Below are 24,756 nucleotides of genomic sequence, written 5' to 3'. Positions count from 1 at the left end.
AACCACCATGCTGCATCAATCGATACCCCTGCCGCGCGATCTGCCGCGCCCCAAAGAACAAATCCTGGTCAACATCACCCCGCAGGAAACCCGGGTCGCGGTGTTGGAAGACGCCGTCGTCCAGGAACTGCACGTGGAGCGCGCCGCCAGCCGCGGCATCGTCGGCAACATCTACCTGGGCCAGGTCAAGCGCGTGCTGCCCGGCATGCAGAGCGCCTTCATTGAAATCGGCCTGGAGCGCGCGGCCTTCCTGCACATCGCCGACGTGCTGGAACAACGCCAGCACCCGACCGAGCCGCAACGCATCGAAAAAATGCTGTTCGAAGGCCAGACCGTGCTGGTGCAGGTGATCAAGGATCCGATCGGCACCAAGGGCGCGCGCCTGTCCACTCAGATCTCTCTGGCCGGCCGCTTCCTGGTTCACCTGCCGCAGGAAGAGCACATCGGCGTCTCGCAGAAGATAGACAGCGAAAGCGAGCGCCACAATCTGAAGTCCCGGCTGGAAAAGCTGTTGCCGGCCAATAGCCCGCGCGGCTACATCATCCGCACCAGCGCCGAAACCGCGCGCGACGACGAGCTGGCCGCCGACATCGACTACCTGTCCAAGCTGTGGTCCGACATCCGCCACAAGTCCCAGCACCTGCCGGCGCAAAGCCTGCTCTACGAGGACCTGCCGCTGGCGGTGCGCGTGCTGCGCGACATGGTCAGCGACTTCACCGACAAGGTGGTGGTGGATTCCACCGAGAACTACAGCCGCATGGTGGAGTTCGCCGAGCAATACGTGCAGATCGCCGTGGACAAGATCGAGCGCTACAGCGGCGAACGCCCGCTGTTCGAGCTGCACGGCATCGAAGCCGAGATCGACAAGGCGCTGGCGCGCCGCGTCAACCTCAAGTTCGGCGGCTATCTGATCATCGACCAGACCGAAGCGATGACCACGATAGACGTCAACACCGGCGGCTTCGTCGGCAACCGCAATTTCGACGAAACCATCTTCAAGACCAATCTGGAGGCCACCCAGACCATCGCCCGGCAACTGCGGCTGCGCAATCTGGGCGGCATCATCATCGTCGACTTCATCGACATGGACAACGACGAGCACCAGTCCGCGGTGCTGGCGGAGCTGGCCAAGGCGATGGCGCGCGACCGCACCCGCGTCACCCTCAACGGCTTCACCAGCCTGGGCCTGGTGGAAATCACCCGCAAGCGCACCCGCGAAAGCCTGGCCCACGTGTTGTGCGAACCCTGCCCCACCTGCCAGGGCCGCGGCGAGATCAAGACCGCGCAAACCGTGTGCTACGAGATCCAGCGCGAAATCGTGCGCGAGGCGCGCCAGTTCGACGCCAAGGGCTACCGCATCCTGGCCGCGCAATCGGTGATCGACATGTTCATAGACGAGGAATCGCAAAGCCTGGCGATGCTGATCGACTTCATCGGCAAGCCGATCTCGCTGTCGGTGGAAGCCACTTACACCCAGGAACAATTCGACGTCGTCCTGTTGTAAGCCGCGCATGCCATCCCGCCCGCCCCGTCCGGCGGCCCGGCTGCCGCGCCTGTTGTCCCGCGCGGCGCTGGGCCTGCTGGCCCTGATCGCCCTCTATCTGCTCGCCGCGCTGACCCTGGGCCTGTTGCCGGTCAACCGGGACTGGCGGCCGGCCGAGTCCGGCATACCGGTCTACCTGGACAGCAACGGCGTGCACGCCGGCCTGCTGCTGCCCCGCCGCGCCCCGGGCATGGACTGGGATGAGACCTTTTCCCCACGCCATCCGCGGACCGGGGCCAATCTGGACAAACTGCCCTATGTGGGCATAGGCTGGGGCAGCCGCAGCTTTTACCTGGAAACGCGGAACTGGTCCGACCTCACCCCAGGCAAGGCGCTCTACGCGCTGTCCGGGCTGGACGGCGCCGTGCTGCACGTGGAATACCTGCCGACGCCGCGCGAAGGCGCCGCCACCCGGCGCCTGCTGCTCGCGCCGGAACAATACCGGCGGCTGACCGGCTTCATCCAGGCCGCCGTCGCCCGCGACGCGGCCGGCCAGGCCCTGTGGATGCCGGGCTATCATTATCATGATCAGGACGCGTTTTACCTGGCCAACGGCCGCTACAGCCCGTTGACCACCTGCAACCAGTGGGTACGCGACGCGCTGGCCGCCAGCGGCGCGCGCACCGCCTGGTGGTCCCCGTTCGACCGCGCACTATTCTGGCAATTGAAAGACCGCTGAGGCGCGCCGCCCCAGCGCAAGGGAGTTTCGCAAAATGAACGAAGCAAACGGCGACCCGCTCTGGTCCGCCATCCGGCGGGAAGCCGAACAAGCCGCGCAAGACGAGCCCATGCTGGCCAGTTTCCTGCACATGACCGTGCTGCGCCACACCACCCTGGAAGACGTGCTGGCCTTCCACCTGTCCAGCAAGCTCGCCAGCCCGGTGATGGACGCCCGCGCGCTGATGGAATTGTTCCGCGAGGCGCTGGACGCCGATCCGGCCATCAGCGCCGCCGCCCGCGCCGACATCAGCGCCTGTTTCGACCGCGACCCGGCCTGCGACAACTACTCCACCCCGCTGCTTTACTTCAAGGGCTTCCACGCCATCCAGTGCCAGCGCATCACCCACTGGCTGTGGCGGGAGGAGCGCAAAACCCTGGCGCTCTTTCTGCAGAACCGCATCTCCGAAGTCACCGGCGCCGACATCCACCCGGCCGCGCGCATCGGCCAGGGCGTGATGCTGGACCACGGCACCGGCGTGGTGGTGGGCGAAACCGCCGTCATCGGCGACAACGTCTCGCTGCTGCAGGGCGTGACCCTGGGCGGCACCGGCAAGGAACACGGCGACCGCCATCCCAAGATCGCCGACGGCGTGCTGATCGGCGCCAACACCTCCATTCTCGGCAACATCCTGGTGGGCGCCTGCGCCAAGATAGGCGCCGGCAGCGTGGTGCTGGAAGACGTGCCGGCCCACACCACCGTGGTCGGCGTGCCCGCCCGCGTGGTGGCCCGCGCCGAAGGCACCCCGGCGCTGGACATGGACCAGCGCGTATGAACGCGGAGCGGGTTCACCTCGCCGTCGGCGACTCCGCCGCCGGCATGCTGAACGCGCTGCGGCGCGACGGCCTGCTGGACGGCGAGGTCCTGCCCTTCATCGAAGACCTGAGCGCCGGGCCTCTGCTGGACGCCGACGCCATCGATCAAGGCCTGCGCCTGGCCTGGCATCAGCAACTGCTGCAGGCCCAGCCCTGGCTGCCGGAATACGAGGACGATTGGCTGCGCCGGCATCAAGCCGGCCGCAAAGCGCTGCTGCGGCTGCTGGAACGGCCGCGGCCGCTCACCGTCTGGCAAGGCCGCAACGCCGGCGACCGCCTGGCGCTGGCGCTGCTGGCCGAGCAACTGCCGGCGGACTGCCCGTTGACCGTCTGCGCCGCGCCGGAGCCCGTCTGGCAGGCCGGCGACGAGATGGCGGAATGGAGCATGGCCATGCTGCCGCTGGAACGGCTGGCGGATTGCCAGCGGCGGGAACGCCCGCTGGCGGCCGGCGAACGCCAGGCGCTGGCCTCGCAATGGCGCCGCTGGCGCGAACACGGCCAAGGCCTGCGCCGCCTGCAAGACGATGACGTCGTCGAAGCGCCGCTGGACCGCTACGACGCGCTGCTGCTGGAACTGAGCGGCGAGCAGCCGCGCGCGGTGTCCCGCCTGGTCGGCGACGCCCTCGTCCACATCCGGGAAGCGCTGCTGTCCTCCGACATCCTGTTCTGGCGCGTCCAGCAGTTGCTGCGCGCGGGCCGGCTCCGCGCCGACACCACGGCCGGCGGCGGCTCCTCGCCCTTCATCCGCGCCGGCGGCTGAACCGACGTTGCCGCGACGCGACACCCCCGCGGCCCGCGCTTGGTGATGCCGGGAGCCGCGGGTAAAATCCCAGCCCTCGGCGCCTGCCCCGCCATTGAATGGCAGCGTCCTGCAATCCTCAGGAACCCCACCCCATGAATGTCAGAGTTGTCGACTACCACGCGCCGGACGCGGCGGAACAATTCACCCGCTCCCTGCACGAAACCGGCTTCGGCGTGCTGGTCAACCATCCGATCCCGCAAAGCCTGGTGGAAAAGATCTACGCCGACTGGCTCGCCTTCTTCAACAGCCAGGCCAAATACGATTACGCCTTCTCCATGGAACGCCAGGATGGCTGGTTCTCGCCGGAAGTGTCGGAAACCGCCAAGGGCGCAACCCTGAAGGACATCAAGGAGTACTTCCACATCTACCCCTGGGGCCGCGTACCGCCGCAGCTCAAGGCCGACACCGACCGCTACTACGCCATCGCCAACCAGCTGGCGCAGGAACTGCTGTCCTGGGTACAGCAATACACCCCGGCCCACATCGCCGCCCATTACACCGAGCCGCTGTCCCACATGATCGCCGACAGCCAGAAAACCCTGTTGCGCGTGCTGCGCTACCCGCCGCTGACCGGCCAGGAGCCGGCCGGCTCGCTGCGCGCTGCCGCCCATGGCGACATCAATCTGCTGACCATCCTGCCCGCCGCCAACGAGCCCGGCCTGCAAGTGCAGGACAAGCAGGGCGAATGGCTGGACGTGCCCTGTGATTTCGGCACCCTGGTGGTCAATATCGGCGACATGCTGCAAGAAGCGTCCGCCGGCTACTACCCGTCCACCCAGCACCGCGTGGTCAACCCCAGCGGCGAAGGCGCGAGCAAGAACCGCATCTCGCTGCCGCTATTCCTGCACCCGCGCCCGGAAGTGGTGCTGTCCGAGCGCTATACCGCGGACAGCTATCTGAACGAGCGCCTGCGCGAACTGGGCGTCAAGATGTAAGAACCTGTTTATGATCCGCCGCGCGTCGCGCGGCGTAACACGGAGGCTGCGGCTTCGCAGCCTCATCCATCGTCCCCTTGCCGCAACGCCTTATCTCGCCTGCGCTCGCTCGATCGTGAACAGACGGCAAACCCCTCGCAGCGGCGGCTTCCCACCGCCGCTGGCGGCCCTCCGCAATCAAATCCAAAAATTCATTAGTAAAATGCTATCGCTCTGAGCAAAATATTCAACTGGCCCACTCAAATGAGAATGACTATCATTCAATAAATACTCAACGTGGAGCCCTGCCATGCTCAAGACCATTACTTTCGCCATCTGCCACTTCACCGTCGCCTTCAGCGTGGCTTATCTGCTGACCGGCAATATCGGCGTATCCAGCCTGCTGGCCCTGGTGGAACCGCTGGTCAACACCGTGGCCTATTACTTCCACGAGAAGGTGTGGGACCGCATCCGCGGCCGCAAGGCCCAAGCCGCCGAAACCGGCGCCGCCGGTCACAACGCCCTGTTCCATCAGCACTGACGCCAACGGTGCCGCGCCCCTGTCCGGGCGCGGCCTTGCTCTCACGGCGCTTCGTCCCGCTCCATGCCAATGAATTTCTGTATTGACAGAAATTTCGGAAACAACTATCGTAAGCACCATGGAACTGACACCCGTATCCCAACGCTTCGTGCTGCACTGGGGCGAAATGGGCACCCGCTGGGGCGTGAACCGCACCGTCGCTCAAATACACGCGCTGCTCTTCATCACCGGCCGCCCGCTGAACGCGGAAGAACTGGCCGACACCCTCAACGTGGCCCGCTCCAACATCAGCAACAGCCTGAAAGAGCTGCAGAACTGGCAACTGATCCGCATCGTGCACGTGCTGGGCGACCGCCGCGACCACTTTGAAACTTCGGGCGACGTTTGGGAACTGTTCCGCATCATCGTGGCGGAGCGGCAGCGCCGTGAAATCGAGCCCACCCTGCTGGTGCTGAAGGAATGCATGGACAGCCCGGACTTCCAGCAGGAGAGCCCGCTGGCGCAGGAACGCATCCGCAACACCTGGCAGTTCATGGACACACTCACCTCCTGGACTCGGGAAATGCTACGCCTGTCCACCGCCACGCTGAGCCGGGTGCTGAAGATGGGCGCCAGCATTCAGAAACTGCTGGGACGGGATAAATAAGTTCGCCGCGCACGCGGGCGGCGCCGGGCGGCCTTGCGCCGCCGGAAACCCCGCGCATTTTTTTTGCCATTATATTTCTGTTTTGACAGAAATTTCAGAAACAAAGGAGAACACCATGAGCGGATTCATCACCAGCATGATCATCGTCCCCCTACTGTGCAGCCTGTTGTGCTGGTGGCTGCTGGCCGGCCCCTTGCGCCAAGTAACCCAGGCCCTGTGCGAGCACGGCGCCGGCGGCCCGTTCTGGCAACGCGCCTTCTTGATCCTGATCCTGGCTGGACCGCTGCTGGCCGTGCTGCTGTTCGCGCCGGATGCCCCTTCCGCCTCTCTATGGCTGGACATCCGCGGCATCCTGATGTGGGCGCTGCTGGGCGTGGTAGCGCAGTTGCTGGTGCTGCTGCGCCTGGTCTGGCGGCAGGTGGCGCCGCGCCCCGTCGCGCGGCAGGCCCAGCCCCTGCCCGCCGCGCCTCAGGAGACCGCGCAATGAAGATACTGCTCTTGGGCGGCGGCGGCTTCATCGGACGGCCGCTGCGCCAGCGGCTGGAACGGGACGGGCACCAAGTCAGCGCGCCCTCACGCCGGCAGCTGGACCTGCGCCAGCCGCGCGCCGACTGGCGTCAATGGCTGGAAGGCGTCGACACGGTGGTCAACGCCGCCGGCCAGTTGCTGGACCGCCCAGCAGGCGCGCTGGAAGCCGTTCATCACTTGGGACCGTTGCAGTTGGCCAGCATGGCCTATCAAGCCGATGTGCGCCGCTGGGTACAGCTGTCGGCCCTGGGCGCGGACCCGCAGGCCGCCACCCCGTTCCTGGCCGGCAAGGGCCGCGGCGACGCCGCCCTGCTGGCCAGTGGCCTGGAAGCCCGCATCGCGCGGCCCTCGCTGATCTACGGCCCGCAAGGCGCCAGCAGCCGGCTATTGCTGCAACTGGCGCGACTGCCCCTGTGGCTGCTGCCCGACGGCGGCAATCAGCGCATCCAGCCGCTGGCGCTGGACGACGCGGTGGAGGGGCTGGCGCGGCTGGCCTTGGCCGACGACGCGCCGGAAGGCGTCGTCGAGTTCGTCGGCGCCGAGGCGCTGACCCTGGCCGACTACCTGCGCCAGCTGCGTCGATTGCAAGGACTGAACGCCCCGGCCTACATCCTCAACCTGCCGCCTCAGGCCAGCCGGACACTGGCGGCCTTGGCCGAACGCTGGCCGTCCAGCCTGATCAGCCGCGACACCCTGGAGATGCTGAACCACGGCAGCTGCGGCGACCCGTCCACCCTCGGCGCGCTGCTGCAACGCGCGCCGCTGGCCAGCGGCCAATTCCGGGAAGCGCCATGACGCCCTCCACGCGCAACATCGAATACGCGTTGGCGGCGCTGTGGCTGTGGAGCGGCCTGCAGCCGCCGCTCAGCGCCTGGGACGCGTCCGTCGCCATGCTGCAGCGGCTGCCCTTGCCCGCCGCCTGGGCCGCGCCGCTCTTCCTCGCCGCCTGCGGCCTGGACCTCGTCTTCGGCCTGCTGACGCTGGGACGCCCCTGCCGCGCCTTATGGCGGACCCAGGCCGCCGTCGTCGCCGGCTACAGCCTGACGTTGGCGCTCTGGCTGCCGGAGAATTGGCTGCATCCGTTCGCCCCCTTAGTGAAAAACCTGCCCATCCTGGCCATGCTGCTGTGGCTGGGCGCCCGCCGGGAGACTTCCGCATGAACGCCTATCTCGTGGTCAAAACCCTGCACATCCTGTCCGCCACCCTGATGGTGGGCACCGGCTTCGGCTCCGCCTTCTACCTGTTCTTCGCCAACCGCGGCCGCCAGACCGCGGCCCAGGCCGAAGTGGCGCGGCTGGTGGTGCGCGCCGACTGGTGGTTCACCACGCCGGCGGTGATCTTCCAACCGCTATCCGGCCTGTGGCTGGCGCGGCAGGCCGGCTGGCCGCTCGCCAGCGGCTGGCTGCTCGCCTCCATCGGCCTGTTCCTGTTCGCCGGCCTGTGCTGGCTGCCGGTGCTGCGGCTGCAAACCCGCATGGCGGCGATGGCGCGCGCCGCCGTCGCCGCCGGCCAGCCGCTGCCCGCGCGCTACTGGCGCTACGCCCGCTACTGGGAATGCCTGGGCTATCCGGCCTTCCTTGCCATGCTTACGACATACTTTCTAATGGTGATAAAACCGGGAGCTTGAGCAGGAATAAGGATAGAATGTTTGGTTTTTTATTATTCAAGCCAGAATCATGGCTTGAGCCTTCCGCACTATGTCGCTCACCCCCCACTCCTGTATCGACGCCAAAGCTTATCGGCCGGACATCGACGGCCTGCGCGCGCTGGCCGTGCTCAGCGTGGTCGCTTTCCACATCGGCCTGCCCGGATTCGGCGGCGGCTTTGTCGGCGTAGATATATTCTTCGTCATTTCCGGCTTCCTGATCAGCGGCCTGCTGCGGCAGGAATTGCTTGCGCAAGGCCGCATCGACTTCAAGGCTTTCTACGCTCGCCGCATCCGCAGGCTTGCGCCCGCGCTGGCGCTGGTGCTGGCCGTCAGTCTGGCGCTGGCCTACTTCGTGATGCTGCCGGACGACCAGATCAAGCTGGGACGGGAAGTCCGCGCGGTCGCCACGCTGTCCGCCAACCATCACTTTCTCAAGCACGCTTTTGATTATTTCGACTCCGACGCCGACCTCAAAGTCTTGCTGCACACTTGGTCGCTGGCGGTGGAGGAGCAATATTATCTGGTCTGGCCCTTGCTGCTATGGAGCGTCTTCCGCCTGAGCAAGGGGGATCGCCATGTCACCGACCTGCGCATGCGTCTGGCCCTGGGCGCGGTCTTGCTCGGATCGCTGGGCTTGAGCTTATGGTTAAGCTATCGCGATACGCCGCAAGCCTTTTACCTGATGCCTGCCCGCGCCTGGGAATTCGCCGCCGGCGCCCTGCTGGCCTTGCTGCCGCCCCCGCGCGGAGGCCGGCGCCTGGCCTTGCCCATCGCCGCGCTGGGTCTGGCGCTGCTGCTGGCGTCCATCGCGCTGCTGAATGAACGCATGGTCTTTCCCGGCGTCATCGTGTTGCTGCCGGTCATCGGCAGCGTGCTGTTCATTCTGGCCGGCATGCTGGACCCGTCCAATCCGATAAGCCGCTGTATCGGCTCCCGTCCCTGGACCAGCATCGGCCTTTTGTCCTACGGCTTTTATCTGTGGCACTGGCCCTTGCTGGCGCTGGGCCGCTATTGGGGCCTGGGCGAACGCGATCTGACACGCGACCTGTTCTTGGGCGGCGTCCTGGCGCTGGCGCTGGCCTGGCTGAGTTACCGCTATGTGGAACAACCGCTGCGCCGGGGACAATGGCGGAAGCTGCGCGACACCCGGTCCACGCTGCGAACCGGCCTGGGCATCACCCTCGGCCTATGGCTGCTGGGCACGGTCGCCATGTATTTGCCCAAGCACTTTCCTTGGCCGGGACAGCAAAGCATTCTGCAGGCCAAGCGCGACGCTTTCCATTTTGTCGGCGATTGCGGCATGCCGGCCGCCGGCGTCCCCTTGTCCCCGCGCGCCCAATGCTTGGTCGGCGCGCCCGGCGCGCCGCTTAAACTGCTGGCCTGGGGCGATTCCCACACCGACCATCTGATGCCGCTGTACGACGCGCTGGCCAAGGAGCGCGGCATCGCCATCCTGCGCCGGGTCTACCACGGTTGCCCGCCGCTGGCCGACGCCATGCCGGTGGGCGAAGGCAAAAAACGCAGTTGGTGCCCCAGCTTCGCGCGGGCCGTGCGCGCGGAATTGCCGCAGCTGGCGGCCCAAGGCGTCACCGGCGTGCTGCTCAACGCGCGCTGGAACAGCTATACCGCCCAAGATCTGCCGGGCAGACCGGCCATGACCGGGCTGGTGGCCGCAGGTCTCGAAGGCGTCCCCAGCGTATCCGGCGGCATGAAGGCCGGCGTCGCTCCGCTGGACCGCGCCTCCTCGCTGCAGGTCCTGGAGCAATCGCTGGACCGCAGCGCGCAAGACATGGCCGGCCTGGGACTGAAAATCGTCCTGGTGCTGCCGGAGGCGGAGATGAGCAAGTCGCCGCCGGAATGCGTGGCCCTCTTGGGCGCGGCGGCCTGCAACGCGCCGCGCGCGGACGTTGAGCGCCATCGCCTGCAGATTGTCCAGCTGCTGCAACGCGTCGCCGCCCGTCACCCCAACATCCGCTTGTGGGACCCCCTGGATCAGTTCTGCGACGCCAAGACCTGCTTCGCCAGCCGCGACGGCAAAGTGCGCTACCAGGACAAGGACCATATCACCGCCAGCATGGCGCTGACCTTGACGGATAGTTTCCGCCCCAGCTTCGACTGGGCGAGAAGCGCCGAACGCTGAACCCGCCCTCCTCAAAATGGCAGCCTCCCGGCTGCCATTTTCGCTTTTACCCACGCAATGCCGACGATGCCGACGCCTGGTGTAAAATGGCGTTTTGCCTGAACCAGATAGACACCTCGCCATGACAGATCTCCTCGCCGGCCTCAATCCAGAACAACTGCGCGCCGTCACCTGGCCCGACAAGAGCGCGCTGGTGCTGGCCGGCGCGGGCAGCGGCAAGACCCGGGTGCTGACCACCCGCATCGCCTGGCTGTTGTCCACCGGACAAACCAGTCCCAGCGGCGTTCTGGCGGTAACCTTCACCAACAAGGCCGCGCGCGAGATGCAGACCCGGCTGGCGACCATGGTGCCGGTCAACGTGCGCACCATGTGGATAGGCACTTTCCACGGCCTGTGCAACCGCTTCTTGCGCTCCCACTACCGCGACGCCGGCCTGCCGCAGACCTTCCAGATTCTGGACTCCGCCGACCAACAGGCGGCGATCAAGCGCCTGCTGAAAAGCCTGGAACTGTCCGACGAGAAATTCCCGCCGCGCGCGGTGCAAAGCTTCATCAACGGCAGCAAGGAAGCCGGCCTGCGCGCCGACAAGCTGCCGCCGGCGCTCAATCCCTACGAAGCCAAGCTGGTGGAGCTGTACGCCGCCTACGACGCCCAATGCCGCCGCGAAGGCGTAGTGGACTTCGCCGAACTGCTGTTGCGCAGCTACGAGCTGCTGAGCGCCAACCAGGCGCTGCGCCAGCATTATTGCAGCCGCTTCCGCCACATCCTGGTGGACGAGTTCCAGGACACCAACCGCCTGCAGTACGCCTGGCTCAAGCTCTTGGCCGGCGACGGCGGCTCCTTGTTCGCCGTCGGCGACGACGACCAGAGCATCTACGCCTTCCGCGGCGCGGAAGTGGGCAATATGCGCTCCCTGCTCAACGACTTCTCGGTCAGCGAGCCGGTGCGGCTGGAACAGAACTACCGTTCGATGGGCAATATCCTCAATGCCGCCAACGCGCTGATCGAGCAGAACGACGGCCGGCTGGGCAAGAATCTGTGGACCGACGCCGGCGAGGGCGAAAAGATCCGCCTGTTCGAAGCCTACTCCGACGGCGAGGAAGCCGAGTTCATCAGCGACGAGGTGCGCAGCCTCAAGCGGGACGGCTTCAATCTGTCCGACATGGCCATTCTCTACCGCTCCAACGCCCAGTCGCGCTTGCTGGAACACGTGCTGGTCAACGCCCAGATTCCCTACCGCATCTACGGCGGCCTGCGCTTCTTCGAACGCCAGGAAGTCAAACACGCGCTGGCTTATATGCGCCTGATCGCCAACCCGGAAGACGACAACGCGCTGCTGCGCGTGATCAATGTGCCGGCGCGCGGCATCGGCGCGCGCACGGTGGAAGGCCTGCAAGCGGTCAGCCGCGAGCAGGGCGTCACCCTGTGGCAGGCCGCCTGCGCCTCCGGCGGCGGCCGCACCGCGGCCAAACTGGGCGAGTTCGTACTGCTGGTGGAACGCATGCGCGAACGGGGCCGCGAGCTGCCGCTGGCCGAAGCCGTCAGCCTGGCCATAGACGATTCCGGCCTGCGCGCGATGTACGAGCAAGACAAGAAAGAAGGCGAAGAGCGGCTGGCCAACCTGGACGAATTGATCAACGCCGCCGCCGGCTTCATGCCGGACGAGCCGGCGCAAGCGCTGACCGAATTCCTCAGCGCCGCCAGCCTGGAAGCCGGCGAACACCAGGCCGAAGCCGGCAGCGACGCGCTGCAACTGATGACGGTGCACGCCGCCAAGGGCCTGGAATTCGACGCCGTCTTCGTCTCCGGCCTGGAAGAAGGCCTGTTCCCGCACGAAAACAGCATGAACGACGGCAAGGGCCTGCAAGAAGAACGCCGGCTGATGTACGTGGCCATCACCCGCGCGCGTCAGCGCCTCTATCTGTCCAACGCGCAAAGCCGCATGCTGCACGGCCAGAGCCGCTACCCCATCCGCTCGCGCTTCGTCGACGAAATCCCGGCGGAGCTCACCCACGACCTATCTGCTAAAGTGAAAGCGACAGCCAAGACAAATGCATCGACAAATGCATCCTGGCGCGCGGTTCCGAAGGTGGGCCGCGTGGCCGCCGACAACAGCCAGGGCTTCCGCATCGGCCAATCGGTGGAACACGCCAAGTTCGGCAGCGGCGTGGTGATCAACGCCGAAGGCGGCGGCGAGGATGTGCGCCTGCAAATCAACTTCGCCGAGCACGGCGTGAAGTGGCTGGATCTGCGCTACGCCAAGCTGAGCGCCGGCTAAGCCTCTCGCCGCGGCGGCGGCCGCTTGAGCGATTTTTGTAAGTCGCACTGATGACAGTTTGCGGAGAATCGTCAAAGATAGCGAGATGAGCACAGCCAACACCAACTCGACCACCTTCCAGAGCGTCGCCGCCGCCAGCAAGACCGGCACCGCGCCGCGGAAAAGCTACGACGATCCGTACAGCAAGCGTCTGTTCCTGATCATAGACAGCCTGCCGGAAATGCAGCGCGCGCTGGCGATGACCCTTTCCTCCTTTGGCGCCGACAAGGTGGAGTACGCCAGCAAGGCCGGCGACGCGCTGGCCAAGATGGGCAAGTACGAGTTTGACGTGGTGCTGTGCGACTACGATCTGGGCAACGGCTACGACGGCCTCTACCTGTTCGAAGAGGTCAAGGAACGCAATCTGATCAAGCAGTCCTGCGTGTTCATGATCGTCACCGGCGAGCGCCGCTCCCAGCGCGTGATCTCCGCCGCGGAACTGGGGCCGGACGACTACCTGCTCAAACCCTTCACCGGCGAAGTGCTGCGCGAGCGGCTGGAAAAAGCGATGCGCCGCCGCGAAGCCTTCCGTCTGGTGGACGAGGCCATCATGCGCCACGAATACCTGAGCGCCATCGAAGTCTGCACGCGCCTGATCGGCGAGCGAGGCGAATTCACGCTGGACTTCATGAAGCTCAAGGGCTCGCTGGCGCTGAAGATAGGCGACTTCGACAGCGCGCGTTCCCTGTACATGGACGTGCTGCGCATCAAGCCGGTGCCCTGGGCCAAGATGGGCCTGGCCAAATCGCTGACCGGGCTGAAAGCCTACGACGAGGCGCGGCTGCTGTTCGAAGAGGTGCTCACCGACAACGACCGGGTGATGGAAGCCTACGACTGGCTGGCCAAGCTCTACCGCAGCAACCACAATCTGGACGAAGCCCAGGCCACCTTGAAACAGGCCACCGACATCTCGCCGGTGGTGTTCCGCCGCCAGCAGCAGCTGGCGGAAGTGGCCCTGCTCAATAATCAGCTGGAAGTGGCGGAAGGCGCCTGCCAGACCACGCTGGACATCGCCAAATACACCTGGCACCGCAGCCCCACCCACTACGCCGCGCTGGCGCGGGTGCAACTGGCGCGCGGCGACACCGCCAACGTCGGCCGCACCCTGTCCAATCTGCGCCGCGACTACCGCTACAACGAAGAAGGCGAATGGATGGCCGGCGTGGTGGACAGCCAGCTGCAAAACAAAAAGGGCAACCGCGACAAGGCGCGTCAGTTGTTTAGCGACGCCGAGACCAAATTCCGCCAGCTGGCGCCCAAACTCAGCAGCGACGCGCAGATGGAGTTCGCCCGCGCCTGCTACGCCCAGGGCCACAAGGACGCCGGCAACAGCGTGATGCGCGATCTGGTGCGCAACCATCACGACGACGAGGAACTGCTGGCGCGCTTCGGCGACATGTTCGAAGAAGTGGGCCTGGGCGAGGACGGCCGCCAGCTGATCGCCGACAATGTGCAATCGGTGCTGGAACTCAACAACCAGGCGGTGCGCGAAGCCCAGGCCGGGCAATTCGACTCCGCCATCGAGCGCTTCGTCAAAGCCCACGAGGAAATGCCGCAAAACATCCAGGTCATGCTCAACCTGATCAACGCCACCATGGCCTACGTCCACCGCCAGGGCTGGCACGAAAGCCATATGCGCCGCGCCCACGACATGCTGAGCAAGGTGCGCGACCTCGCCCCCACCAACAACAAGTTCCAGAAAATCCTGCAAGCCTGGCGCATGCTGGTGGAAAAGCTGGGCAAGCCGCAATGGGTGCTGTAAGCCCCTGGCAAGATTGGCGCGCGCTGGTGGTGGACGACGAACCGCTGGCCTGCGAGCGCCTGCGCCAACTGCTGCGCGAGCAAGGCCTGCAGCATGTTTACTGCCTGACCGACAGCCGCCAGGCCATGAGCTGGCTGGCGCAAAACCCGGCCGACATCGTGCTGGCCGACATCTCCATGCCCGGCGTTTCCGGCCTGGAACTGGCTCAGCAACTGCGGCGCCAGCCGCTGGCGCCGCAGCTGATCTTCACCACCGCCCATGAACAGTACGCGGTCAGCGCCTTCGAACTGGAGGCCATAGACTACCTGCTCAAGCCGGTGCGGCGCGAACGCCTGCGTCAGGCGCTGGAGCGCGCCGCCCGCCAGCGCGGCGATGCGCCGCAGCCGGAGGCCAGCTTCACCGTGCGCCAGCGCGACCGCCTGCTGCCCATCCCCTTCTCCCAGGCCCGCTACCTCAAGGCCGAACTCAAATACGTCACCCTGGTGACCCCGGACGCGGAATACCTGCTGGACGAAACCCTGATCGCGCTGGAACAGCGGCTGGGCGACGCCGCCGTGCGCATCCACCGCAATTGCTTGGTGATGCGCCACGCGCTGCGCGAGCTGTTCCGCGCCAGCGCGGACGGCGAGGAACAATGGCAGGTGCGCCTGGCCGATATCGGCCAGCCTCTGCCGGTCAGCCGGCGGCAGCTGGCCGGCATCAAGCAATGCCTGCACCAGCAGGACTAGGCGCGCCCTTCCCTCCCCGCGCGCCGTCGCCATATATACAGATCACAAAACCAAAGCATCTGTAATCATTGATGGCAGAAAGCTGCGTTCTGCTTTTCAATCGCATCAAGCTTGACTTTAGTCATTTGTCATTATCAGAACTAAAACTATCATCCTTGCCCATGCGCACGGTTTGCGCGGCAGCGTCCCGCCGCCGGCCATACATTCATTTTTGGGCAAGGAGCGGTCATGCGGTCATTGAAAATCATCTTGTTGTCGTCGGCGTTCAACGGACTCACCCAGCGCGCCTGGCTGGAATTGCGCCAGTCCGGTCACCAAGTCAGCGTGCAGCTGTTCACCAATGAACAGGAAGTCAGCGCCAACATCCAGCAATCCGGCGCCGATCTCGTCATCTGCCCCTTCCTCAAGGACCGGGTGCCGGAAACCCTGTGGCGCGACGCCAGCCGGCCGGTGGTCATCATCCACCCCGGCATCGTCGGCGACCGCGGCGCCTCGGCGCTGGACTGGGCCATCACGCTGCGGGAAAACCGCTGGGGCGTCACCGCGCTGCAGGCGGTGGAGGAAATGGACGCCGGCCCGATCTGGTCCAGCTGCGAATTCGACATGCCGCCGGACGTGCGCAAATCCGAGCTCTACAACGGCCCGGTCAGCGACGCCGCCCTGTATTGCATCCGCGACGTGGTGGAGAAGTTCGGCACCGGCTTCAAGCCCGCGCCGCTGGACTACGGCCAAGCGCATGTGCGCGGCCGGCTGCAAGCCAATATGCGGCAAAGCGACCGCGCCTTCCTGTGGCAACAGCCCGCCGCCGAGATCAAGCGCCGCATCGACGCCGCCGACGGTCAGCCCGGCGTGCTGACGCAACTGGCCGGCGGCGACTACTACGTCTACGACGCCCATCTGGACTACCGCGCCGGCCAGCCTGGCCAACTGTTGGCGGTGCACGACGACGCCGTGCTGGTGGGCGCCGGTGAGCACAGCCTGTGGCTGGGCGCGCTGCGCCGCAAGCCGGAGGCCGGCGAAGAAACCTTCAAACGCCCGGCGCGCCATGTGCTGGCCGGCTTGCTGGACGACGTGCCGCGGTTGGACTGGAGCCTCGCCACCCATCCTCACTGCGAGGAAAGCTATCAGCCCATCCGCTACCGCGAATACGGCCGCGTCGGCGAGCTGACCTTCGAGTTCTACAACGGCGCGATGAGCACCGAGCAATGCCGACGGCTGAGCGAGGCCCTGCGCTGGGCCAAGGCCCAGGACACCAGCGTGCTGCTGGTGCGCGGCGGCCGCGGCAGTTTCAGCAACGGCGTCCACCTCAACGTGATCCAGGCCGCGCCGGAACCGGGGCTGGAAGCCTGGGCCAATATCCAGGCCATAGACGACGTCTGCCAGGAAATGCTGACCGCGCGGCAGCTGGTGGTGTCCGGCCTGACCGGCAACGCCGGCGCCGGCGGCGTGATGCTGGCCCTGGCCGCCGATCTGGTGTTCGCCCGCGGCGGCGTGGTGCTCAACCCGCACTACAAGACCATGGGCCTGTACGGCTCGGAATACTGGACCTACAGCCTGCCGCGCGCGGTGGGCGAGGAACAGGCCCGGCAGCTGACCGAAGCCTGCCTGCCGCTGAGCGCGCGCGAAGCCTGGCGTCTGGGCATGGTCCACGAGATCGGCCCGCACGACCCGCACGACTTCGGCGTCTGGCTGCGGCAGGCCGCCGGACTGGCGCTGAACGATGACCGCTTCCGCCCGCAGCGCGCGCGCAAGGCCGAGCTGGATCTGGAGCGCATGGAGCGCTGCCGCCAGACCGAGCTGCTGGAGATGCGCCAGGACATGGTGGAAAACCGCGGCCAGTTCCTGGACAAATGCCGCAACTTCGTGCTCAAGCGCAAAGCCTGCGGCACGCCGCAACGCCTGATCGCCGACTGGGCGCAGGCGCGCTGAGCAACGCCGAGACAGCGCTTTAAAACAGCCTTCAAAGAGCAAAGACCCGTCTCTTCAACGCCCAAACGGCCCGCCCTGGCGGGCCGTTTGATTTCAATCTCATCCCGAAAAACCACAGTATTGTTTTACGTACAACTACTTAAAACCCGCTTTTTCATCAGTCAAAGCTAAAAAATAGCCGCTCCTTCTTATAAAATCTGTCATCCCCTCTTTCCCCCTTCCTACGGTTGCTACATGCGGACACGGCTGGTTTATGCAGGATGCATCGCGATATGGCTGGTGCTGAGTGCGCTAGTGGCCCTGTCGGTCGCCAGTCACGCGCTGCTGGGCGCGGAGCAGCAATTCAACCGCGACGCCCTGCTGCTGTCCGAACAGCTCAATCAAAAACTGCAAAGCCATGAAACCGTGCTGGACAGCTACGCCACCTTCAGCACGCTGGACCGCAGCTGGAGCCTGCCGTCCGAGAAAAGGCTGGCCCGGCAACTGCTGCGCCGTTATCCACAGATCCAGTGGCTGGGGCATATCGAACGCATCAGTCCCGGCCAATTGCCGATGTTCAGACAACGCTTGAAGCAGCTGTACGGCCAAGCGCTGCCCCTGCCCGCCGCCAGCGGCGACGGCTGGGAAGGCCGCTTCGGCCTGTTCCCGCTCGCCTTCATCGAACCCATGCCCCAGCCCGGCCTGCTGGCCGCGGACCTGGGCCGGCTGCAAGCCGCGCGCCAAGCCCTTCAGAACGCGCTGGAAAGCGGACGGATGGAAATCTCCAGTCAGATCAAGTTGCCCGGCCTGCCGGCCGGCTATCTGCTGATCCGCGCCATGGACGATATGCTGAGCAAGCCGCTGGCCGCCCCGCTGGCGCCGGCCCACTTCGCCGCCATGGCGATACGCGCCGACAGCCTGCTGCCCAGCCCGCTGGCGCTGCGCGAGGGCGTGGAAGTGCGCCTGTTCCACCGCAACGACCCGCCGCCCGGCCCGCCCACCCTGCTGCGCGACGCGGCACGCGCCAGCGCTCTGGAAACCCTGCTCTTCCCCCGGCTGGAAGCCCGCCATCCGCTGGGCGGCGCCAGCCAGCCGCTCTTGCTCACCATCAGCCAGCAACTGGGCTGGCGGCAGATAGGCGCGTTTGAATGGGGCATGCTGCTATTCCTGTCGCTGGCCTTGCTGGCCGGCCTGCTGCTGGTGTCGCACCACTATCTGCAACTGGCGCACGGACGTCGCCAGCGCGAAAACCAACTGTTCTACCTGGCCAATCACGACCGTCTGACCGGCCTGGCCAACCGCAATCTGTTCTACGACCGGCTGCAACACGCCATCTCTCGGGTGGACCGCAGCGGCAAGCGGCTGGCCTTGCTGTTCCTGGATCTGGATCGCTTCAAACCGGTGAACGACACCTACGGCCACATCACCGGCGACCGCATCCTGCAACTGATCGCCGCCCGCATCAAGGAAGAATTGCGCGGCGAAGACACGGTGGCGCGGCTGGGCGGCGACGAGTTCGTGGTGCTGATGGAAGACATAGAATCCAACCGCGAGGCGGACAAAATCGTCAATCGCCTGAAACAGGTGATTCATCAGCCCTACGAGGTCAACGATAACCTGATCACGGTGGGCGTCAGCATCGGCATCGCCTATTACCCGGAGGACGGCTTGTTGATCGACGAACTGCTGACGGTGGCGGACCGCAAAATGTACGGCGACAAGCGCGAGATCGCGGCGGCGGGCGCCGAGACGGCCTGATCCCAGGCCGCCGCAACCCCGCCCCCGCTAATGCGCGGCCTCCCCAAGCGCGACGCCGGACGACGCCGTCTCCCGCGGCCGCGCCAGGCCGTTGAACCAGACATTCAGCGCCACCGCGCTGACCGTGGCCAACAGGATGCCGCTATGCAGCAGCGGCGCCAGCACCTCCGGCAGTTGCCGGAAAAAACCGGGCGATACCGTAGGAATCATGCCCAGGCCCAGGCTGATGGCCACCACCAGCAGATTATGCCGCTGCGTCTGATAGTCCACCTTGCCCAGAATCTTGATGCCGGTGGCCAGCACCATGCCGAACATCACCAGGCCGGCCCCGCCCAGCACAAAGGGCGGAATCGAGGCCACGATCAGCGACATCTTGGGCACCAGGCCAAACACCACCAGGATGCCGCCGGCCATCACGCACACCCAGCGACTGCTGACCCCGGTGACGCCCACCAGGCCGACGTTCTGGGAAAACGAGGTATGCGGGAAGGAATTGAACAGACCGCCGATCACCGTGCCCAGCGCGTCCACCCGCAGACCGCGCACCAAGGCAGCCCTGTCCACCGGACGCTCCACGATCTCCCCCAGCGCCAGAAACATGCCCATGGACTCCACGAAGATGATCAGCATCACCACGGTCAGCGTCAGGATGGACCACAGCTCAAAGCGCGGCATGCCGAAACGGAAGGGCGCGATGGGCGCGAACCAGGCCGCCTCGCCCAGGCCGCCCAAATTGACCTTGCCCAGCAGCAAGGCCAGGACAAAGCCGAACAGCAAACCCAGCAACACCGCGATATTGCAGAAAAAGCCTTTCAGATAGCGGGTGATCAATAGGATGAACACCAGCACCGCCACCGATACCCCCAGATAGAGCGGATGGCCGTAGTCCGGGTTGCCTCTGCCGCCGGCGGCCCAGTCTATGCCGACGCGGATGATGGACAGGCCGATGGACGTGATCACCACCCCGGTGACCAGCGGCGGAAACAGGCCGATCAAGCGCCCCATCAGCGGCACCAGCAACAGGCTGAGCACCCCGGCGCCGATAGTGGCGCCGAAGATGCCGGGCAGGCCCAGCGCCGGGTTGCCGCCAATGGCCACCATCGGGCCCACGGCGGCGAAAGTCACCGCCATGATGACCGGCAGCCGGATGCCCAGGCTGCGGAAGCCCACGCACTGCAATAGCGTCACCAGCCCGCAACAGAATAAATCGGCGCTGATCAAGAACGCGATCTGCTCCTTGGGCAAGCCCAGGGAACCGCCGATGATCAGCGGCACCGCCACCGCGCCGGCGTACATCACCAACACATGCTGCAGGCCCAGGGTGAACAGCTTGCCCGCCGGCAGGGGCTGATCCACCGGGTGCACCGTCTGCTTGCCATCCATGCTCGTCTCCTTGGTAGATGCCGGGCCGCTTTTTCAAACACGCGGTCCTGGCGACTTGCGGGTATTACACAATCGACTCCTTGACAGCAAAAAGGGAAGGCGGCACAGGCTCAGCCCGCGCCGCCCGGTTTGATCAGGCAGGGGCGCGACAAGACGGCCTCGTCGCAGTTGTCGCCGGCGCCGATGCGGTCCAGCAGAATGAAATCGCCCACCTGCTCCAGACAAGTCAGCGGGTGGTGCCAGGTGCCGCGGTGGTAGTTGACCCCCTGATCCCCGCGCGCCAGGAAGGCGCGGATCCGGTCTTCGTCCGGACGGTCGCCCATGCCTGCCGGCGCCACCACCACCACGCAGGCGGCGCCGCTGCAGGGAATGAAGGCCTGGCTGCCCAGCGGATGCCGTTCCAGCATGCGGATCTCCAACGGCAGGCCATGCGCGTCGCCGCGCGCCATGCTGATGCCGGGCTGGCCGCCGCCGGCCTCCACCAGGCCCAGCCGGTGATAGCGGCGAGTGCTGCCCTGATTGATGGGAAACCAATCGCTGCCGTCGATTTCGATCACATCGCCAAACGGGGCGAACGCCTGTTTGGTCAACGGTTCCAAGCTTAGAATCCTCATGCCTCGCTCCTCAACAGAACGCCATCGGCAAGGGCGAGCGGCTTAATCCGCCAGCCGTCCCCAAATCCGCAGCCGGCTGACCCCGCCGTCCGGGAAGATGTTCAGCCGCACATGGGTGACCGCGCCCAGATCGCGCAGCATGGTCTTGTCGTAAAAATGCTGCCGGTCCATCTCGGTTTTCTGCTCCGGCAACAAGTGCTCCCAAAACATGGCTTGGGTCACGATGGATTGATCGGTGCCTTGACGAACGTAAGCCGCCTGCACCGAGACCCGATCCGGGTAATTGCCCTTGAAATGCGCGGTGTCGACTTCGATGCTGTCCACCAGCGCCGCATGTCCCAGCTCGACGATGCACCAGTCGTTGCCCGGCTCTCGGCGGCGACGGGTTTCCCAGCCGTCGCCCATATTCACGCCGCGCCCCGGCATGATCAGCCGGAAGGGCACGCCGAAGTGGGCGTCGTTATAGGCGACGATGCGGCCGCCCTTTTCCAGCGCCGACACCTCATGCAGCGCGGCCGGGTCCTGTCGCGCCCAGTCGCAGGCGGGCTGGCCGTAGACGCGGAAACGCGCCACGCCGCCGTCCGGGTAAATATTCAAACGCAGATGGGTCCAATCGCGCGCATCGTCGATGGCGATGAAATGATGAGCGCTGGCGCCCAAGGAGGTGGCCGGCAGGATTTCCACCCACTCGCTGTCTTCATCCGGATCGCCGGCCGAACGGCAGGCGTCCACCGAGGCCGCCGGCGGGTAGTTGCCGCTGAAGTGGCTGGTATCGATGTCCAGTCCCTTGATCACCCCGGGCAGGCCCAGCTTGATCACCGCGTGGTCGTAGCCGCCGTTGCGGCGGCGGCGGGTTTCCCAGCCGTCCATCCATTTGCCGTGATCGTCGAACTCACCGACGATGAACACCGGCTCGGACGCTTGCAGCATCCGTTCCGCCGCGGCGAACCACTGATCGGAACAGGCCAGGACCCTGGCGCCGAAATCCGCCGCGGCCAGATTGGCGTAACGCCGGGCGAACTCCGGCACCTCGACCGCCGGGGCGTGCAGCGCCGTTCCCGCCGGGTGATTGACAAGCGCCATCAAACTTTCTCCTTATCAATGGCGTCGGCGCGCGCCCTCTGGCCGCGCCGTACGCCGTTCATGCCGCCAGCCGGCCCCAAATCAGCGCCAGCCCCAAGACGAGAAAAAACAAGGCCGAAACCTTGAGGAAGACGAGCCGCAGCACCGCCAGACGCTGGAAGAACAGCTCCGCCAACAGGCCGTACGCGGTCTTGCACGATAAATCGATCGCCACCCAGCCGGCCGCCATCCAGCCCAGTTGCGGCGCCAGCGGCGCTTGGGCGTTGATGAACTGCGGCAGCAGCGCCACGAAAAAAGCGATGTCCTTGGGATTGCTGATGCCCAGCAGAAAAGCATGGGAAAACCATTGCGCCGGCGCCGCCTTTCGGCTGCCCTGAGCCGCCGCGGCCCGGCCGGCGCCGCGCCAGGTCTTGAAACCCAGCCACAGCAGATAGCCGGCCCCCAGCGTCTGCAGGACGGAGAACAGACCGGGAGAGGCCAGGATCAGCGCGCCCACGCCCAAGGCGGACAAAAGCAGCAGCGACAAAGACGCCAGCACGCCGCCGGCAAACGCCGGCCAGGCGCGCAACAGGCCATGCTCGGCGCTGGTGGCGACCATGAACAGCGACAGGGGGCCGGGCACGGCGATCACCACCAGGATGGACAACAAGTACATGACAAGAATCTGGCTGGACATGGCGGCTCCGGTCTTGGCGCGGGATCAGGAAGAAATCAGTTCGGCCAAGCGCAGGCCGGCGATCCGATAGATTTGCTGCAAACAGGCCAGCCGTTCCGCCTCCGGCTCCGCAGCCAGCCGCCGCTGGAACTCGGCGATGACGCCGGCGCGCCCATAGCCGCGCACCGCCAGGATGAAGGGAAAACCGAAACGGGCCCGGTAGTCGGCGTTCAGCCGCCGCAACAACTCCAGTTCCTGCGGCGAACACTGATCCAGGCCGGCGCCGCCTTGCTCGGCGGCGGACTCGGCGGTCAACTCCCCGCGCAGCGCGGCCTTGCCGGCCAGCTCCGGGTGGGCGCGGATCAGTTTCAATTGCGCCCCCGCGCCCGCCTCCTCCACCTGCCGCCGCATGCAGCCGTGCAGGTCCGCCACGCTGGCGAACGGCCTCAGGCCGGCCGCCTGCGCCGCCACCCACGGCGAGTGTTCGAAAACGCCGCCCAGCGCAGCGACGAACTGCTCCGTCGGCAGGGCGTTGATGCGTTCCAGCGTCAAGGACATGGCCGCTCTCCGGTGAAAGGATGCGTCTCCCGCCAATGCCGGGCGATGTCCAGCCGCCGGCAGATCCATACCCGCGGATGACGCTCCAGATAATCGAGAAAACGACACAGGCCGGCAAAGCGGCCGGGCCGGCCGATCAAGCGGCAATGCAGGCCCACCGACAACATGCGCGGCCTGTCCGCCCCTTCGGCGTAAAGCACGTCGAACGCGTCTTTCAGATAACTGAAAAAATGCTCGCCGGTATTGAAGCCCTGCGCGGTGGCGAAGCGCATATCGTTGGTGTCCAGCGCATAAGGCACGATCAGATGCGGCTGCTCGCCGCCGTCGCTGCGTCGCACCAGGGTCCAGAACGGCAAATCGTCGCCGTAGTAATCGGAGTCGTAGAGAAAGCCGCCGTCGTCCGCCACCAGCCGGCGCGTATTGGGGCTGTCGCGGCCGGTGTACCAGCCGGACGGACGCTGGCCGGTCAAACGCCGGATCGCTTCCACGCAGCGCCGCATGTGCTCGCGCTCCACCGCTTCGTCCACCTGCTGATAATGCAGCCAGCGATAGCCGTGGCCGGCGATCTCGTGGCCCAGTTCCGCCAGCGCGCCGGCCAGCTCCGGATGCCGCTCCAAAGCCATGCCGACGCCGAACACCGTCAAGGGCAGGCCGCGCCGCTCAAACTCGCGCAGAATGCGCCACACCCCGGCGCGCGAGCCGTACTCGTAAATCGACTCCATCGACAGATGCCGCGCCGGGTAGGCCGCCGCGCCGATGATTTCCGACAAGAACTGCTCGGAGCCGGCGTCGCCGTGCAACACGCAACTCTCGCCGCCTTCCTCGTAATTGAGCACGAACTGCACGGCGATGCGCGCCGCGCCCGGCCAATTGGCCTCCGGCAGATCGCGGCCGTAGCCGATCAAATCGCGTGGATAATCCGCCTGCATGGCCATCCTTCCCGCTGTCAGCGCTTAAGATTGAACACCGTCCACGGGTCCAAATGGGGGTGGGTTTCCACCTTCATCCGCCGCTCGCAATCCTCCAGATGATGGTGCATCGCCGCCGCCGCGCCGGCGCGGTCCCCCGCCTCCAGCCGCGCCAGAATCGCCTCATGCTCGTCGAAGGAACAAGCGCTGCGGCCGGGCACATCGTACAAAGCGATGATCAGCGAAGTGCGCGAACACAGGCCGTGCATCAACTCGGTCAACACCTCGTTGTCGGCCAGCCGCGCCAATTGCACATGGAAGGCGTTGGACAGACGGATCCAGCTGACCCGGTCGCCGCGCTCGAAGGCGGCGCGCTCGTCGGCCACCATGCGCCGCATCGGCGGCAGGCGCTCGGCCAGATCGGGCAAGGCCAGCAGCTTGTCCAGAATCGCCGCCTCCACCATGCGCCGCGCCTCGAACACATCGCGGGTTTCCTTCTCGTCCGGCTTGGCGACGAAAGCGCCGCGGTTGGGCAGGATGTCGACGATCTTGTCGTGCGCCAGCTGGGCCAGCGCGCTGCGGGCGCTGCTGCGCGAGCACTGGAAGGCGTCGCACAGCACCGCCTCGGTCAGCTTGACCCCCGGCAATAAGCGCTGGTCTATCACCGCGTCGAAGATTTCCCAGTACAAGCGATCGGCGTCATTGCTCGGCGCGCCGTCGCCCACCAAGGTGGACGCTCTGGGCGCCGCGGCCGGCGTTCCGTTAGCGGAATGCAACATGTCCTCTC

General features: G+C 65.9%; 24 protein-coding genes. 17 read left to right on the top strand and 7 right to left on the bottom strand.

Annotation, left to right across the window (positions count from 1 at the left end; translation table 11 throughout):
* Positions 1–7 precede the first annotated feature (7 nt).
* From rng to JC616_RS01520, 17 genes are all read left to right on the top strand, one after another.
* Entirely contained in the window at positions 8–1,504 is a 1,497-nt protein-coding gene (gene rng, locus JC616_RS01600) for a ribonuclease G (RefSeq protein WP_048413615.1), read from the top strand.
* 7 nt (positions 1,505–1,511) lie between these two features.
* Entirely contained in the window at positions 1,512–2,222 is a 711-nt protein-coding gene (locus JC616_RS01595) for a TIGR02117 family protein (protein ID WP_227106429.1), read from the top strand.
* Positions 2,223–2,256: 34 nt separating this feature from the next.
* Positions 2,257–3,036 (top strand): serine O-acetyltransferase, encoded by a 780-nt coding sequence (cysE, locus tag JC616_RS01590; RefSeq protein WP_107797772.1) that lies wholly within the window; start codon positions 2,257–2,259, stop codon positions 3,034–3,036.
* Positions 3,033–3,836 carry a DUF3658 domain-containing protein gene (locus JC616_RS01585; RefSeq protein WP_227106426.1) on the top strand — a complete coding sequence of 268 codons (804 nt, stop codon included), beginning with the start codon at positions 3,033–3,035 and terminating at the stop codon, positions 3,834–3,836. Before cysE ends, JC616_RS01585 begins: the two co-directional genes overlap by 4 nt.
* Before the next feature lie 134 nt (positions 3,837–3,970).
* Positions 3,971–4,813 carry an isopenicillin N synthase family dioxygenase gene (locus tag JC616_RS01580; RefSeq protein ID WP_227106423.1) on the top strand — a complete coding sequence of 281 codons (843 nt, stop codon included), beginning with the start codon at positions 3,971–3,973 and terminating at the stop codon, positions 4,811–4,813.
* Positions 4,814–5,102: 289 nt separating this feature from the next.
* Positions 5,103–5,333, top strand: coding sequence for a DUF2061 domain-containing protein (locus tag JC616_RS01575; RefSeq protein ID WP_019102374.1), 231 nt, complete (start codon positions 5,103–5,105; stop codon positions 5,331–5,333).
* Between the two features lie 118 nt (positions 5,334–5,451).
* Positions 5,452–5,979: a GbsR/MarR family transcriptional regulator gene (locus tag JC616_RS01570; RefSeq protein WP_107797769.1), complete on the top strand. Its 528-nt coding sequence runs from the start codon at positions 5,452–5,454 to the stop codon at positions 5,977–5,979.
* Positions 5,980–6,094: 115 nt separating this feature from the next.
* Positions 6,095–6,466 carry a hypothetical protein gene (locus JC616_RS01565; protein WP_227106420.1) on the top strand — a complete coding sequence of 124 codons (372 nt, stop codon included), beginning with the start codon at positions 6,095–6,097 and terminating at the stop codon, positions 6,464–6,466.
* The gene (locus tag JC616_RS01560) at positions 6,463–7,302 is read left to right on the top strand and encodes an NAD-dependent epimerase/dehydratase family protein (RefSeq protein WP_227106417.1); all 840 of its coding nucleotides are present in this window, start codon (positions 6,463–6,465) and stop codon (positions 7,300–7,302) included. Before JC616_RS01565 ends, JC616_RS01560 begins: the two co-directional genes overlap by 4 nt.
* Positions 7,299–7,667: a DoxX-like family protein gene (locus JC616_RS01555; RefSeq protein ID WP_107797766.1), complete on the top strand. Its 369-nt coding sequence runs from the start codon at positions 7,299–7,301 to the stop codon at positions 7,665–7,667. Before JC616_RS01560 ends, JC616_RS01555 begins: the two co-directional genes overlap by 4 nt.
* Positions 7,664–8,134, top strand: coding sequence for a DUF2269 family protein (locus JC616_RS01550; protein WP_227106414.1), 471 nt, complete (start codon positions 7,664–7,666; stop codon positions 8,132–8,134). Before JC616_RS01555 ends, JC616_RS01550 begins: the two co-directional genes overlap by 4 nt.
* A 70-nt stretch (positions 8,135–8,204) precedes the next feature.
* Entirely contained in the window at positions 8,205–10,295 is a 2,091-nt protein-coding gene (locus JC616_RS01545; RefSeq protein ID WP_227106397.1) for an acyltransferase family protein, read from the top strand.
* Positions 10,296–10,416: 121 nt separating this feature from the next.
* Positions 10,417–12,573: a UvrD-helicase domain-containing protein gene (locus JC616_RS01540; protein ID WP_227106395.1), complete on the top strand. Its 2,157-nt coding sequence runs from the start codon at positions 10,417–10,419 to the stop codon at positions 12,571–12,573.
* Between the two features lie 85 nt (positions 12,574–12,658).
* The gene (locus JC616_RS01535) at positions 12,659–14,374 is read left to right on the top strand and encodes a tetratricopeptide repeat-containing response regulator (RefSeq protein ID WP_227106393.1); all 1,716 of its coding nucleotides are present in this window, start codon (positions 12,659–12,661) and stop codon (positions 14,372–14,374) included.
* A complete protein-coding gene (locus JC616_RS01530; protein ID WP_227106391.1) occupies positions 14,362–15,102 on the top strand; it encodes a LytR/AlgR family response regulator transcription factor in 741 nt (246 codons plus the stop codon). Before JC616_RS01535 ends, JC616_RS01530 begins: the two co-directional genes overlap by 13 nt.
* A 228-nt stretch (positions 15,103–15,330) precedes the next feature.
* Positions 15,331–17,031, top strand: a complete 1,701-nt coding sequence (locus tag JC616_RS01525; protein WP_227106389.1) for a hydrogenase maturation protein — start codon at positions 15,331–15,333, stop codon at positions 17,029–17,031.
* A 279-nt stretch (positions 17,032–17,310) separates the two neighbouring features.
* On the top strand, positions 17,311–18,768 hold the full coding sequence (locus JC616_RS01520; protein WP_158274199.1) for a sensor domain-containing diguanylate cyclase: 1,458 nt from the start codon (positions 17,311–17,313) through the stop codon (positions 18,766–18,768).
* Between the two features lie 27 nt (positions 18,769–18,795).
* Here the strand turns inward: JC616_RS01520 and JC616_RS01515 are convergent, their stop codons facing one another.
* The 7 genes from JC616_RS01515 to JC616_RS01485 all read right to left on the bottom strand — a co-directional run bounded on the left by JC616_RS01515 (position 18,796) and on the right by JC616_RS01485 (position 24,748).
* The gene (locus tag JC616_RS01515) at positions 18,796–20,151 is read right to left on the bottom strand and encodes a nucleobase:cation symporter-2 family protein (protein WP_319792913.1); all 1,356 of its coding nucleotides are present in this window, start codon (positions 20,149–20,151) and stop codon (positions 18,796–18,798) included.
* A gap of 110 nt (positions 20,152–20,261) precedes the next feature.
* Complete coding sequence (locus tag JC616_RS01510; RefSeq protein ID WP_107797757.1) at positions 20,262–20,765, bottom strand: ureidoglycolate lyase; 504 nt, start codon at positions 20,763–20,765, stop codon at positions 20,262–20,264.
* 42 nt (positions 20,766–20,807) lie between these two features.
* Positions 20,808–21,848 (bottom strand): allantoicase, encoded by a 1,041-nt coding sequence (alc, locus tag JC616_RS01505; RefSeq protein WP_227106387.1) that lies wholly within the window; start codon positions 21,846–21,848, stop codon positions 20,808–20,810.
* Between the two features lie 58 nt (positions 21,849–21,906).
* The gene (locus JC616_RS01500; protein ID WP_227106385.1) at positions 21,907–22,524 is read right to left on the bottom strand and encodes a LysE family translocator; all 618 of its coding nucleotides are present in this window, start codon (positions 22,522–22,524) and stop codon (positions 21,907–21,909) included.
* Positions 22,525–22,548: 24 nt separating this feature from the next.
* Positions 22,549–23,061: a 2-oxo-4-hydroxy-4-carboxy-5-ureidoimidazoline decarboxylase gene (uraD, locus tag JC616_RS01495; RefSeq protein WP_227106384.1), complete on the bottom strand. Its 513-nt coding sequence runs from the start codon at positions 23,059–23,061 to the stop codon at positions 22,549–22,551.
* Entirely contained in the window at positions 23,052–23,990 is a 939-nt protein-coding gene (gene puuE / locus JC616_RS01490) for an allantoinase PuuE (RefSeq protein ID WP_227106382.1), read from the bottom strand. The genes uraD and puuE overlap by 10 nt, the downstream gene beginning before the upstream one ends.
* 17 nt (positions 23,991–24,007) lie before the next feature.
* Entirely contained in the window at positions 24,008–24,748 is a 741-nt protein-coding gene (locus tag JC616_RS01485) for a GntR family transcriptional regulator (protein ID WP_227106379.1), read from the bottom strand.
* Positions 24,749–24,756: the final 8 nt, after the last annotated feature.

The sequence above is a fragment of the Chromobacterium rhizoryzae genome (genome assembly GCF_020544465.1).
Classification (GTDB): domain Bacteria; phylum Pseudomonadota; class Gammaproteobacteria; order Burkholderiales; family Chromobacteriaceae; genus Chromobacterium.
This window is presented reverse-complemented; position numbering and strand designations above follow the sequence as displayed.

Excerpts from the sequence above, each read along its gene's own strand:
- rng (WP_048413615.1), top strand. The coding sequence starts at position 8 with ATGCTGCATCAATCGATACCCCTGCCGCGCGATCTGCCGCGCCCCAAA.
- JC616_RS01595 (WP_227106429.1), top strand. The coding sequence starts at position 1,512 with ATGCCATCCCGCCCGCCCCGTCCGGCGGCCCGGCTGCCGCGCCTGTTG.
- cysE (WP_107797772.1), top strand. The coding sequence starts at position 2,257 with ATGAACGAAGCAAACGGCGACCCGCTCTGGTCCGCCATCCGGCGGGAA.
- JC616_RS01585 (WP_227106426.1), top strand. The coding sequence starts at position 3,033 with ATGAACGCGGAGCGGGTTCACCTCGCCGTCGGCGACTCCGCCGCCGGC.
- JC616_RS01580 (WP_227106423.1), top strand. The coding sequence starts at position 3,971 with ATGAATGTCAGAGTTGTCGACTACCACGCGCCGGACGCGGCGGAACAA.
- JC616_RS01575 (WP_019102374.1), top strand. The coding sequence starts at position 5,103 with ATGCTCAAGACCATTACTTTCGCCATCTGCCACTTCACCGTCGCCTTC.
- JC616_RS01570 (WP_107797769.1), top strand. The coding sequence starts at position 5,452 with ATGGAACTGACACCCGTATCCCAACGCTTCGTGCTGCACTGGGGCGAA.
- JC616_RS01565 (WP_227106420.1), top strand. The coding sequence starts at position 6,095 with ATGAGCGGATTCATCACCAGCATGATCATCGTCCCCCTACTGTGCAGC.
- JC616_RS01560 (WP_227106417.1), top strand. The coding sequence starts at position 6,463 with ATGAAGATACTGCTCTTGGGCGGCGGCGGCTTCATCGGACGGCCGCTG.
- JC616_RS01555 (WP_107797766.1), top strand. The coding sequence starts at position 7,299 with ATGACGCCCTCCACGCGCAACATCGAATACGCGTTGGCGGCGCTGTGG.
- JC616_RS01550 (WP_227106414.1), top strand. The coding sequence starts at position 7,664 with ATGAACGCCTATCTCGTGGTCAAAACCCTGCACATCCTGTCCGCCACC.
- JC616_RS01545 (WP_227106397.1), top strand. The coding sequence starts at position 8,205 with ATGTCGCTCACCCCCCACTCCTGTATCGACGCCAAAGCTTATCGGCCG.
- JC616_RS01540 (WP_227106395.1), top strand. The coding sequence starts at position 10,417 with ATGACAGATCTCCTCGCCGGCCTCAATCCAGAACAACTGCGCGCCGTC.
- JC616_RS01535 (WP_227106393.1), top strand. The coding sequence starts at position 12,659 with ATGAGCACAGCCAACACCAACTCGACCACCTTCCAGAGCGTCGCCGCC.
- JC616_RS01530 (WP_227106391.1), top strand. The coding sequence starts at position 14,362 with ATGGGTGCTGTAAGCCCCTGGCAAGATTGGCGCGCGCTGGTGGTGGAC.
- JC616_RS01525 (WP_227106389.1), top strand. The coding sequence starts at position 15,331 with ATGCGGTCATTGAAAATCATCTTGTTGTCGTCGGCGTTCAACGGACTC.
- JC616_RS01515 (WP_319792913.1), bottom strand. The coding sequence starts at position 20,151 with ATGGATGGCAAGCAGACGGTGCACCCGGTGGATCAGCCCCTGCCGGCG.
- JC616_RS01510 (WP_107797757.1), bottom strand. The coding sequence starts at position 20,765 with ATGAGGATTCTAAGCTTGGAACCGTTGACCAAACAGGCGTTCGCCCCG.
- alc (WP_227106387.1), bottom strand. The coding sequence starts at position 21,848 with ATGGCGCTTGTCAATCACCCGGCGGGAACGGCGCTGCACGCCCCGGCG.
- JC616_RS01500 (WP_227106385.1), bottom strand. The coding sequence starts at position 22,524 with ATGTCCAGCCAGATTCTTGTCATGTACTTGTTGTCCATCCTGGTGGTG.
- uraD (WP_227106384.1), bottom strand. The coding sequence starts at position 23,061 with ATGTCCTTGACGCTGGAACGCATCAACGCCCTGCCGACGGAGCAGTTC.
- puuE (WP_227106382.1), bottom strand. The coding sequence starts at position 23,990 with ATGCAGGCGGATTATCCACGCGATTTGATCGGCTACGGCCGCGATCTG.
- JC616_RS01485 (WP_227106379.1), bottom strand. The coding sequence starts at position 24,748 with ATGTTGCATTCCGCTAACGGAACGCCGGCCGCGGCGCCCAGAGCGTCC.